Genomic DNA, 11,837 nt, shown 5'->3' with positions numbered 1-11,837 from the left:
GCAGGCGGTCACGCCATCGCGATCACGGTGTCAGCGCGCCAGCGCGGCCGGCTCCTGCTGCCGTTCGACCGGCGGCACCTGTACGACGGGAGCGGGCTCCAGCCGCTGCCGGCCGCCCTGCAGCCATGCCTGACCCGCCTCTCCCTGCAACTGGTCACGCGAGATCCGTTCGATCGCGCCACCATCGCCCCGCTTCGCCGCGTCGAGCAGCCGCTCGACCATGCTGCCTTCGCGGACCGCCTCTGCCGGGACCGCAGGCGTCGCCGGTACCGGACCGATCTCTACCTGCCGCCATGCCAGCGCCGAGGCCATCGTCTCGTTGCGCGGCTGCGCATCCAGACAGTCGATCCTGCACAGCGAGGCGGGCGCGAGCTCTTCCTGTACACCGCGTGTTCCGGCCTTGTCGTAGACCGAGGTACGGTAGAAGAACTGATGCTCTTCCGAGCGGTGGATGACGTTGCGGGCGGGATCGGTCGGCTCTTCGCGCTTCTCCAGGTAGGGCCGGTCGCTGAGTCCGTTGAGGTAGTCGATCATCACGTTGCCGCTGCGGATGCCTACGCCGTCCTGCGTGTAGCCACCCCCGATGTCACTGTGCGCGCCGGCCACGGTGACGTTGAGGAAGCGCCCGCCGTCGGTCACGCCGGGATCGAGCACGCGCGTGGACTGGAACAGGTTGCGCCGCTCGTCGTCCGCGGTGATCTGGAAACCCGATACCACCGACGGCGGCAGCCGGCGGTCGTGATCGCGCGGCTCGCCGGTACCGACCGGATCGAAAAGGCCGACGGCCTGGATGACGGTGCCGGGTTCGCGGAGGTTCGGGCGCGCAGGCTCGAGCCGTTCGATGTGGCCGTTACGATCGCGCACGATGTCCATACCCCTCGGGTCCTGGATGCCGCGCTCTTCCACCATGCGTGTGAAGCCTGCCGCCTGCTCGGCACCGCGACTGAATCCGATGGCGGCGATGCGGATGTCGGCATTGGGATTGTCCCGCAGCCACGTCGATGCCTGCTGGATGAACTGGAGATACATCTCCTCCATGCGCGCTTCGTAAGTGCCGCCCGTCGCCAAGTCGATGCCGCCTCGCCACCCTCCCTGTGTGCCAGGACCTTCGACGTACCCGCCCGCGATCGTGCTGCTTCCGTGCTCTTCCACGGCACGCTGTTCGAGCGCCTTCACCTGTGCGTGGATGAACGCCACATTGGTGTGGTTCTCCGGCGCGTCCTTGAGCATGCTGTTGCCGGTGCCGTCGAAGGACGCGACGAACAGGCGATCGTTCGCCCGGTTGCTGTCATGCAGTACGGGGGCGGAAAACGCCGCGAGCTGCCTGCTGGCTTCGGGAAAGCTGGCCAGGTCCGCTTCTGTCGCCGGTATCGTGCTGACACCGTCCGGATGTCGTTCTCCTCCCATGCTCCTCTCCTTGGATGAGGGTGTCAGTAGGTCTTGCTCCACGCCAGGATCAGGTCATCGCGGAATCCGCTGTACCTGTTGCCCGGAATCTGCAATTCGCGCGTCGGCACGAACGCTCGCATGTAGACATTGATGGTTCTGTCATTCACTTCCAGAATGATGTCGGGATTGCCGAGATCCCCCAAAACCTCTTCCTTCGGCACGTTATGCAGGACCTTCTGGTCCTTGAATATCTCACCGATATCCACTTCCGCTTGGTGAGCAACGCCGTCTGACGATCGCCACGTCACCTTCGCGGGTTCGGGGAAATTCCTGACGCTCAGGTAGCCGGCGGACAGCTTCTTGAGCGCATCCGGATGCGCGCGCGCCGAGGAGATCCGCAACACATCGTCATCGTCCGATAGGTGCAGGAAACCGTTGTAGAGAACCTTGCACCCGTACGTCGAGTAGCTCACGGCACCGAAGTTATGCCTGACAAACGTCAGCGGCCAGTCGGCGACCGTGTTGTCGATCCTGCCCGCGGTCTTTGCGTTTCCCGATTCCTGCGTCATCGACATGCCCTGGCATCCTGCGGTTGAAAGGATCATCGCCGAGACCAGCGCCAGCGAGCGCGCGTGGCGTTGGGAACGTACGGAGGGTGGCGGCTTCCTGCCCTGCATGGGATAGGCCTCTCGCGTCATGCGTGACGTCTTCTGTACGACAGAAGCGCCACGCGCGCAAGCTTTCACACTCTAAGCACCGCAGATGCGACGCGTACATTCATGTACGTCAATCCGCCGGCATCGCACCTTCGTCCATGTGCACGACTTCCCACTGGTGACCATCGAGGTCCTGGAAGCTGCGCTGGTACATGAAGCCGTAGTCCTTGGCCTTGAGCGTCTCGCTGCCGCCGGCGGCGATCGCCTTGTCCGCCAGCGCGTCGACGCCGGCGCGCGTGTCGGCCGACAGGCACAGGATCACTTCGGTTTGCGTGCGCGCATCGGCGATCGTCTTGCGCGTGAAGCCCTGGAAGAACGGCTCCACCAGCAGCATCACATAGATGGCATCGCTGATGACGACGCAGGCGGCGTTGTCGTCGGTGAACTGCGGGTTGGTCGCATAGCCGAGGGCGGCGAAGAAGGCCTTGGACTTTTCCAGGTCGCGGACCGGCAGGTTGACGAAGATCTGGGTGCTCATGATCGACTCCTCAAGCATGGGTCTGCGACTGGATCTGCGCGGCGAGGCGCGCTTCCTGCTCGCGCAGTTCCGGCGTCAGTTCGTCGCCGAAGTCGTCGGCCTCGAATACGGGGCGCAGCTCGATCTCTTCGCCGCCGTCGAACGGCGCGCGCTTGATCCACTCGATCGCTTCGTCGAAGCTGCGCACCTGCCACAGCCAGAAACCCGCGATCAGCTCCTTCGCCTCGCCGAACGGGCCGTCGATGACGGTACGCTGCTTGCCCTCGAAGCGCACGCGTGCACCGCGCGCGGTCGGATGCAGGCCCTCGCCGGCCAGCATGATGCCGGCCTTGACCAGCGCTTCGTTGAACTCGCCCATCGCCGCCAGCTGTCCGGTGCTGGGCATCCGCCCGGCTTCCGTATCGGCGTTCGCTTTCACGATGACCATGACGCGCATTGCTGTCTCCTGTCGTGCGGACCGGACATCCCGGCCGCTTTCAGGACAGCGACGAACGGGCATGGCACGGATCGACACGGTCCCGCGCGATGGACGCCCGCGGCGCGCCAGCCCTACTGCAGGCGCAGCTTCAGGTCGCGGCGACCCTGCGCCTCGTTGCCGCTGTAATCCCGCGCGGTGATCCGCAGAAGGTAGTCGCCGGGCGGCAACTCGCCCGCCTGCCATGCGCCTTCCGCCCACATGCCATCGCGGACGGTGTTGGTGACGCTGTACTTGAACCGGGTGACCGCGCTGCCGTGCACGGTGATGCCGCTGCCAGGCGCATAGGCGACCTGCACGGCGTCGTCGGAAGGCAAGCGGTGGAAATCGAGGGTCATGCGCGGCGTTTCGAAACCGGCGACCGGCGTGCCGTCGTCGTGCAGCAGTTGGTAACCCAATGCATACAGGCCAAGGCGGCGGCGCGGCAGGTTGCGGTCCACCTGATCCCATGCATCCACGACGATGCGCACGCCCTGCAGCTCGCGCGGCACCAGCACGCGCCCGTCCTGGCGCTGGTCGATCGGCTGGTCCAGCGTGTCGAACAGGGCGACCTCGTCGATCCGCGGCGGATATGTATCGGTGAACCCGGTGAAGCCGAGCGCGATCGCGTTGCGTTCGTAGCCCGAGGGTCCGATCGACAGGTGCACGTGCGCCATGCGGTTGATCGTGCCCAAGGCGTCCCCCGCGGCGAAGCGCGTGCCGCGGCGCACGCGGATGCGACGGGGATCGCCACTGAAGTCGCGCAGCAGCTGGAAACGGACGGGATCGAGCAGATCGCCGCGCGGCGTGCGACCGACGCGCATGTGGATATAGTCGAGCGGCCCGACGCCCAATCCTTCGCCCAGGCCGTCGAAATTCCACGCCGCCGAGGGACTGCCGACCTTGCCGTCGGCGATGGCGAGCACGGTGGCGCCGACATCGCCGCGGATGTCGAGGCCGCCATGCAGGTGATGGCGGCTCTCCCCCTGATAGTCGCCGCGCACCTCGCCCAGCGTGCCCACCACTTCGTGCCATCCGTCCTGCGGCTGCAACGGCCAGCGACCGGCGGTAGCGGGCAGCGGATCGTCCTTCGAAGGACCGACGATCGCCGCGGCCGGCGCCGCGCCCGCCGCCAGCGGCGCGATCAGGTGCACGCGATGGCTTCCTGCATCGGCGACATGCAGCCGGCCCGCGGCATCGACCGCCACGCCTGCCGGCCGCGACAGGCGCTGGCCCGGGAGATGGCCCGCCAGCGCATGCCATCGACCATCCCGCATCACCTGCATCACCTGGCCGCTGAACAACTCGCCGACATACAGATGGCCGTCGTGCGTCAGCGCCAGCGACAACGGGCGGCGCGGCGCCGCCTGCGCCGGCAGGTCCGGCTGCATCGGCAGCGTGCTGACACTGCCCTGCGGCGTGATGCGGCGGAGCGCGTCGTTACGCAGATCGGCCACCCAGACCACGCCCGTCGCATCCACGGCCACGCCCGTGGGCGTGTCGAAGCGCGCCTCGCCACCGGTGCCATCGGCGAATCCCGGCGAGTCGCCGCCGGCCAGCGTGGTGACCTGTCCATCGCGGTCGATCAGGCGGATGCGGTCGTTGTAGGTATCCGCCACGAAGACACGCCCGCGGCCATCGACGCTGACGCCGATCGGGCCGTTGAATTGCGCCTGCGCCGCCGGACCGTCGCGGAAGCCGGCCTCGCCGGTGCCGGCGACGGTGCTCACGACACCCTGCGGCGTCACCTTGCGGATCGCATGGTTGCCGGTGTCGGCGACGTAGAGGTTGCCTTCGGCATCACGGGCCAGCGCGGACGGCGTGTGGAAGGCGGCGGCCGGACCCGTACCATCGGCGAAGCCTTCGCGACTGCCGGCCAGCGTCGTGACCGCGCCCTCGCGCGTGATGCGGCGGATGCGGTTGGTGTCGCCCGCATCGGCGACGTAGCGCGTGCCGTCCTCCATCACGACGATGCCCCACGGGTCGTCGAAGCGGGCCTGCGCCCCGACGCCCTCCTGCGCACCGCGTACGCCATCGCCGGCGACCAGCGACAGCTGTCCCGTCCAGCCGAACGGGGTGACCGGCGGACCTGCATCGGGGACGGGAACGGGAAAGCGCGGCGTGACCAGGAAGGTCGCGGCCAGGGCGACGGCGGTCAGGACCACCACCGCCCACAGCCAGACGGTACGGCTCATTGCATCAGTGCGGCCAGGAACGGAGCCGCATCATGGAGACTCGGCACGCGCTTGGGAAGCCGCGCCGCTCAGAATCCGCTCGCGGTCACCTGGCAGGGCACGGTGAAGGTCACCACGCCGCCCACGGGCAGCGCCGGCACCGCCACACCACCGCCGACGAGGGTCGGCAGTGCCGCCGCACCCGGACAGGTGGCGCCGCCACTGGCGACACAGCTGATCGGATTGCCGGACACGGGGCAGGTCAGGCCCGCGCCGGGCGCGTCGCTGACCACGGCGCCATCGGCGGCGGCAGGACCCGCATTCGAGACGACCACGGTGAACGTCCGCACCTGTCCGCTGGGTGCGGCGCCCGCAGGCGTCGACTTCACCACCGACACGTCGGCCACGCGTGCGCTGTTGGTGATCGTGCAGACGATGGCCTGACCCGCATGCGCACTGGTCAGCGTCAGCGTATTGCCGCCGAGGGTGCCGCCGCTGCACGACCAGGCGCTGGCGGTGTAGGTACGCGCATTGCCCGCGCCCAGCGTCTCCGCAAGCGTGATGACGTTGCCCGGCGCGACCTGCACGGCGGCGCCGGTGTCGGTCTCCGAGGCGCTGTTGGCGATGGAAGACAGGGTGGCGTTGTTCGTGCCGCCCGTCGCCGACAGCACGGCGGTGTCGTTGATGGCCGCATTCACCCACGTCTTGGCCAGCGCCAGCGTGGCGGTCGCGCTGTTGCTCAACGTGCAGGTGATGGTCTGGTTGGTGCGGTAGTCGGCCGCCGCAATGCTCAGCTGGCGTGTGCTCGTGTTGACGGTCGCGGCGATGCTGGCGTTGTTCTGGTCGGTACACGCGGCGCCGGTCAGCACGTAACCCGCCGGCACCGTGGATTCGGTCAGCGTGATCGCGGCGGCGTGGTTGGTCACCGGATAGGTGGCGGAGGCGACGGGCGTGTTCTGGGCGGTGGTGGTCAGGTTGAACGTCTGCGACAACGCGTTGCCGGCGGTGAAGCCGAACGTGCCCGTGCCGCCGCTGGATTGCTTGCGCACGATGACGTTGCTGCCCGGGAAGCTCCAGCGCAGTTCCACTTCGTCGCCGCCCGACGGACCCACCTGGGTCACGGTGAACGTCAGGCTGGTGATGCCGGTCCCGTTGAAGCGGACCGAACCGCAGGCCGTTCCGCTGGCGACCGTCGCCGCGCTGCCCGAGAGGCACTCCGCGTTCGCCGTGCCCGAGAACGCAGTGCCGGTCGCGCGCACGAACGTGCTGCCCGTCACCAGGAACTGCGCATTGCCGCTCAGGCGCGTCAGCGTCACCGCGCCGCCCTGTGATGCCGAACCACTGAGCGTCCACCGCGAGCTGTTGGGATCGTTGCCCAACGCGCCGCCCAGGCGATCGACATGCAGCACCGGGTTGTCCACCGCCTTGTTGAAGGTGATGGTGTAGTTGCGGCTGGAGGTTTCGTGCAGCAGCGTCAGCGACCGGCCGCCGGCGACCGTCTCCCCATAGGGATCGCTCCAGCGGCTGTCGTTCGTCGTGTTGAACGTACCGTTGGCGTAGGCCTGGTCGGAGGTGCCTGTCCAGGTCACCGCGACCCCGTTGAGGGTGATGTTCGCCGAGGCGGCGCCGTTGAGCGTCCAGACCCCGGTGATCAACGCCATCGCCGAACCCGCGGCCAGCAGGGCGGCCAGCAGCAGGCCGGCCTGCAGGACGCGGCGTCGCCGGCCGCGCGATGTCGCGGCGTCGCTGAAGGAAGGACGGGAAGACGGCGGACGAACGGGACGTGCACCCTGCGGGCGCAAGGCATCAATAGCGCGGTACGACATCGACGAACGGATCCCCTGACGCTTCTGTGGAAGAGGCGCTCCCCAGGTCCCTCCCGACAACGGACCCCTATCGCTTGCCCCCTGTGGCAAGCCGACCCAAGACGCCTTCCAGGCAAGGAGGGGCCGACCGCAAATGTGAGCCGCATCTTAGCTTACGAGGGTCGTATTTGCGACACGAGTCACACTGAAAACCGGACGCTCACCCTGCCCGGTCGTCGTCGCAGACCGGCCGATCATGCCGGCCGGGTCAAGGGCCGGGGCGACCTTGCTGACCCGCCGCCCCTTCACGCCACCGAGCGTGTCGCCGGCGACCTGCCGTCAACTCGTCGTGACGGGCTTGAAAGGCGAGTCGAGTACGACGGGGGCGCGCGGATCGGCCCCGCCACCGGCCGCGGCCCGGCATGGCATCGACTGCCGGTCTTTTTCGCGCGCCTTCTGCACCGCCTGCCGCAGCGTGCCGTGCCCCAGTTCGAAATCCACCAGCATCGACATCTGGGTCGCGATGGGCGCCGCGTCCACCTCCTCCGGCACATAGCGCATCGCGCCGACCCACTCGCGCAGGGCCGGCTCGAAAGGTTTCACCGCACCCGCCACCGGCTCGATACGCTCGATCGACGCGCGCCCGTCGGGCCCGATGCGCATAAAGACATTGAAGCTGCCCTCCCGACCGCTGCGCGCCGCCTCCACCGGATACCTCGGCGGCGCGACCCGCACTGCGCTGCCGGCGAGGCCGGGACCGTTGGAACGGTAGCCCATGGCGAGCGTCATCTCGCCTTCCGATGCCGGCATCGCGCAGGCATCCAGGAACACGTGCGTTACGCCCGGCTTCGCGACACCGCCGACCGTCGCCGGCTCGAAGCGCCACTGCATCACGCGCTGCTCGACGGCGGCGCGCACGGCAGGCGGCAGCTTTTCGTTCGCCTGCACCTGCTGCGGCACGCCGTGCGCATCCAGCACCACTCGCGCACTGGCCTGGAACCTGACAGGATCGGCCGCCTTGTCCGCCGCCATCGCGCCGGACGCCACGGACAATAGCCCCAACACCATCCATCGCGTCATGCCGTTGCTCCCCGTTGTCGACGCGGGGAGCATAGCGCCATCCCGCTTCAGCGCGCGGGCAGCGGGTCGTCCTTGTAGATCGCCACGTGCGGCACGCCGTCGGCGCCGATCCAGCCGCGATACATGCCCTCGGTGTTGAACGGGAACGCCATGCTGCCGTCGGCACCGAGTGCGATGGCGCCGCCGTCGCCGCCGGCCTTGGGGATGTCGCGGTTGATCACGCCTTCCGACGCGCGCGCGATGCTGTACCCGGCCAGGCGCACGCGCGCGCAGACCTCGTGCGCGGCCGCGGCGCGGATGTAGTACTCGCCCCAGCCTGTGCCGGAGAACGCACAGCGGTCGTCGGCCCAGGTGCCGGCACCGATGATCGGCGAGTCGCCGACGCGACCGTAGCGCTTGTTGGTCATGCCGCCGGTCGAGGTGCCCGCGGCCAACTGGCCCTTCGCGTCGAGCGCGAGCGCGCCGACCGTGCCGAAGTAGGCCTTGCCCGGCAGGTCCCGCGGCGTGTTGCTCGCCTGCGCCTGCTTCTCTTCCTTCAGCGCGTTCTGCAGCTGCTGCCAGCGCTTTTCGGTGCGGAAGTAGGAAGGATTGACGAGGGTGACGCCTTGCTCCTTCGCGAAGGCTTCCGCGCCGTCGCCGACCATCATCACGTGGCGCGACTTCTCCATCACCGCGCGCGCCAGCGTGATCGGGTTCTTGACCCGGTGCACGCCGGCCACCGCACCGGCCCTGCCGGTAGCGCCTTCCATGATCGACGAATCGAGTTCGTTCTTGCCGTCGTGGGTGAACACCGCGCCGCGGCCGGCGTTGAACTGCGGCGCATCCTCCAGCACCGTGATCGCGGCGGTCACCGCCTCCAACGCGGGCTTGCCGGCGGTGAGCTGCGCATGGCCGGCGCGCAGCGCGGCTTCCAGCGCCTTGCGCGCCGCGTCCTCGTCGGCCGGCGTCATGCCGGCGCGTTCGACGCCGGCACCGCCGTGGATCACCAGCACCGGCGAATCCAGCGCCACCAGCACGCCGTTGCGCACGGCATAGTGGCGTTCGGCGGCGGGCTTTTCGACGCGGCCACTCGGCAGGTAAAGCACCGACGCGACGCCGGCGACGACGGTGTCCACGCGATCCAGGTTCATCGCTTCGTCTTCGACCTGCTTCTGCGCGAAGCCGCCCTTCACCACCGTGGCCCCGGCACCCGGCGCGGTGGCGTAGACGCGTGCGCTGCCATCGCCTTCCACCGCGACCGCCGCGTCCTCATCCACGCCCAGTCCGAGGATCGGGCGGCCGGCCATCGACTCGGCCTTGGCGACGAACGCGATCAGGCGGCCGAGGCGATTGCGTTCGCTGAAGTGTGTATCCGTCAGCACGCCTTTCAACAGGGCCAGCTTTAGGAAATCCGTCTCGATGGTGTTGTCCGCACCGAGCGGATCGGCCAGCGCGCGCGGGCTGATCTGGCTGCCGCCGTCCATCGCGCCGTAGAGATACTCGCCCTGCATCGCCAGACCGGCACTGGTGCCGCCGAGCGGCTTGCCGGCGCGCACGTGCGCATCCAGCGCGTCGCCGACCGGCGTACCGCGCCAGTAGCGCACGTAGCGCGACTGGTCGCCACCGGCCAGGAAGATGCCGTCGGCGCGCTTCAGGCTGCGCAGCACGTCGGGATCGCTGGCGCTTTCGCGGTCGCTGAACACCCACGTTTCGACCGAGGCGATGCCGCCGACCTCGTTGAAGAACTCTTCGCCGATCTCGCCTGCCTGCGACGCGCGCAGCACGACGATATGGCCGTTGCCGGCCTTCTTCATGAACCAGCGCATCGCATCGAAGTTGCGGTCGCCACCGCCCATCAGCAGCAGGCCGGGCTGCACCTGTCCGGGCGTTTTCGCCGCGGGGTCGCCGATGACGTAGTGCGCGGGTCTGGCGGCGAACGCCGGCAATGACAAGGCGAGCGCCACCACGCAGACCGCGCCGCGCCGCAACATGCCGAAGACAGACACCATGCCGTACTCCCAGGGTCGAAGGTCGCGGCAGGATGCCACGCACCGATGCAGTGTGGAGACGAAGCGGCGGCGCGCTTCCCCCATGCGGGACACGCGGACGATGGGCTAGAGTGCGGCCATGCCCACCGACTTCGACGCCTGGTTCGTCAGCGAGATCCTCGTCCACGAGCGCGCGCTCGCGCTGTTCCTGCAGCGCAGCTGGCCGCACCGCGACGAATGGCACGACCTGCGGCAGGAGGTCTACGCACGGGTGTACGAAGCGGCAGGGCGGGTGCGGCCGGATGCGCCCAAGGCGTTCCTGTTCGCCACCGCGCGGCACCTGATGACCGACCGCCTGCGCCGCAGCCGGGTGGTGTCGATCGAGCCAGTGGGTGATTTCGAGTCCTCGAACGTCTACCTGATCGACGAGGTGTCGCCCGAGCGGTGGACCGGGACCCGCCAGGCGCTCAAGCGCGTGGTCGAGGCCCTGGACCGGCTTCCCGACCGTTGCCGCGAAGTGGTGTGGCTGCGGCGCGTGGAGGAACTGCCGCAGAAGGATGTCGCCCGCCAACTGGGCATCAGCGAGAAGACCGTGGAAAAGCATTTGGCCAAAGGGATGCGCCTGATCGCCGACCACCTGTACGGCGGCGACGCCGTGCCTGCGCTGGACGGGCGACGTGCCCGGCCCGTCATGGACGAGGACGACGCGCATGGCCGACAGCAGACAGATTGAAGCGCTCGCGGCGGACTGGCTGGCCCGCTGCGACGCGGAACGCTGGACGACGGACGACCAGCAGGCGCTGGATGCCTGGCTGTCCGCGTCCGCCCGGCACAAGGTCGCGTTCCTGCGGCTGCAGTCCGCGTGGGCCGAAGCCGGTCGCCTGCAGGCCTTGGCCGCCGGCCTGCCCGCCGGCACGCTGCCGCCCCGCAGCGGCGCGGTGATCGATGCGGACGACACGCAGGCCGGCGCCCGGCCCGACCTGCGCGGCATCACCTTCGCCCCGCGCGATCGCCGCGGCCCTCGCCGCCGGGGCTGGCAGCACGGCCTGGCGGCGGCGCTGGCCCTGCTGGCGCTCGGCTCGGTCGCATGGGGCAGCTGGCAACTGACCGGCCGCGAACAGGCGAGCTATGCCAGCACCGTCGGCCAGATCCAGACCGTCACCCTGCCGGACGGCTCCACCGCCACGCTGAGCAGCGACAGCCGTGTGGACGTAAGCCTCAGCCGCGGCGAGCGGCACGTGGCACTGACGAAGGGAGAAGCGTTCTTCGACGTCGCCCACGACACGCGACGCCCGTTCGTGGTCGAGACCGAGGGCCGCCGCGTGGCCGCGGTGGGGACGCGTTTCTCGGTAAGGCGCGACCCGGAGGAGATCCGCGTGGTGGTGACCGAAGGCAAGGTGCGGCTTGAGAGCCGCGCGGGCGCCGACGGCGCCGCGCAACCGGTGTCGCTGCTGCCCGCCGGCAGCGTGGCGACGGCCGGACGCAACGGCGTGCTGGTGCGTTCGCTGCCGGTGGCCGACGCCGAACGCTATCTGGAATGGCGCGACGGCTTCCTGACCTTCGACGACACCTCGCTGGCGGACGCCGCCGCCGAGTTCAACCGGTTCAATACGCGCAAGCTGGAACTGGGCGACGCTACCGTCGCCGGCCTGCGCGTGGGCGGCAATTTCCGCTGGTCCAATGCCGAAGGCTTCGCGTCCCTGCTCGAGCAGGGATTCCCGGTGCGCGCCGAGCGGCACGCGGACCGCATCGTGCTGCACACGCGGTAGGCCGC

At 69.1% G+C, this 11,837-nt stretch carries 10 protein-coding genes and 1 pseudogene; 2 read left to right on the top strand and 9 right to left on the bottom strand.

Annotation, left to right across the window (positions count from 1 at the left end; genetic code table 11):
* Window positions 1-30: 30 nt before the first annotated feature.
* The 9 genes and pseudogenes from AC1Q5B_RS05770 to AC1Q5B_RS05730 all read right to left on the bottom strand — a co-directional run.
* The gene (locus tag AC1Q5B_RS05770; RefSeq protein WP_492630757.1) at window positions 31-1,407 is read right to left on the bottom strand and encodes a phospholipase effector Tle1 domain-containing protein; all 1,377 of its coding nucleotides are present in this window, start codon (window positions 1,405-1,407) and stop codon (window positions 31-33) included.
* Between the two features lie 23 nt (window positions 1,408-1,430).
* A complete protein-coding gene (locus AC1Q5B_RS05765) occupies window positions 1,431-2,087 on the bottom strand; it encodes a hypothetical protein (protein WP_492630756.1) in 657 nt (218 codons plus the stop codon).
* Between the two features lie 88 nt (window positions 2,088-2,175).
* The gene (locus AC1Q5B_RS05760; protein ID WP_492630755.1) at window positions 2,176-2,583 is read right to left on the bottom strand and encodes a VOC family protein; all 408 of its coding nucleotides are present in this window, start codon (window positions 2,581-2,583) and stop codon (window positions 2,176-2,178) included.
* Window positions 2,584-2,593: 10 nt separating this feature from the next.
* Complete coding sequence (locus AC1Q5B_RS05755) at window positions 2,594-3,019, bottom strand: YciI family protein (RefSeq protein ID WP_492630754.1); 426 nt, start codon at window positions 3,017-3,019, stop codon at window positions 2,594-2,596.
* A 113-nt stretch (window positions 3,020-3,132) separates the two neighbouring features.
* Window positions 3,133-5,232, bottom strand: coding sequence for an SMP-30/gluconolactonase/LRE family protein (locus AC1Q5B_RS05750; RefSeq protein WP_492630753.1), 2,100 nt, complete (start codon window positions 5,230-5,232; stop codon window positions 3,133-3,135).
* Between the two features lie 68 nt (window positions 5,233-5,300).
* Window positions 5,301-7,037, bottom strand: coding sequence for a prealbumin-like fold domain-containing protein (locus AC1Q5B_RS05745; RefSeq protein ID WP_492630752.1), 1,737 nt, complete (start codon window positions 7,035-7,037; stop codon window positions 5,301-5,303).
* Between the two features lie 318 nt (window positions 7,038-7,355).
* Window positions 7,356-8,129, bottom strand: coding sequence for an energy transducer TonB (locus AC1Q5B_RS05740; protein ID WP_492630751.1), 774 nt, complete (start codon window positions 8,127-8,129; stop codon window positions 7,356-7,358).
* A 14-nt stretch (window positions 8,130-8,143) separates the two neighbouring features.
* Window positions 8,144-9,124, bottom strand: coding sequence for an isoaspartyl peptidase/L-asparaginase family protein (locus AC1Q5B_RS05735; protein WP_492630953.1), 981 nt, complete (start codon window positions 9,122-9,124; stop codon window positions 8,144-8,146).
* Window positions 9,125-9,325: 201 nt separating this feature from the next.
* Window positions 9,326-9,889 (bottom strand): annotated as a pseudogene (locus tag AC1Q5B_RS05730) (cyanophycinase); the annotation flags it as partial.
* Window positions 9,890-10,202: 313 nt separating this feature from the next.
* Here AC1Q5B_RS05730 and AC1Q5B_RS05725 point away from each other — a divergent pair.
* Together AC1Q5B_RS05725 and AC1Q5B_RS05720 are read left to right on the top strand one after the other, a co-directional pair.
* Entirely contained in the window at window positions 10,203-10,796 is a 594-nt protein-coding gene (locus AC1Q5B_RS05725; protein WP_492630750.1) for an RNA polymerase sigma factor, read from the top strand.
* The gene (locus tag AC1Q5B_RS05720; RefSeq protein ID WP_492630749.1) at window positions 10,774-11,832 is read left to right on the top strand and encodes a FecR family protein; all 1,059 of its coding nucleotides are present in this window, start codon (window positions 10,774-10,776) and stop codon (window positions 11,830-11,832) included. Before AC1Q5B_RS05725 ends, AC1Q5B_RS05720 begins: the two co-directional genes overlap by 23 nt.
* Window positions 11,833-11,837: the final 5 nt, after the last annotated feature.

This window comes from Pseudoxanthomonas sp. GW835-FHT14C01, from assembly GCF_058793715.1.
The sequence above is the reverse complement of the archived record's forward strand: the minus strand, read 5'-3'. Positions and strand labels throughout refer to the sequence as shown.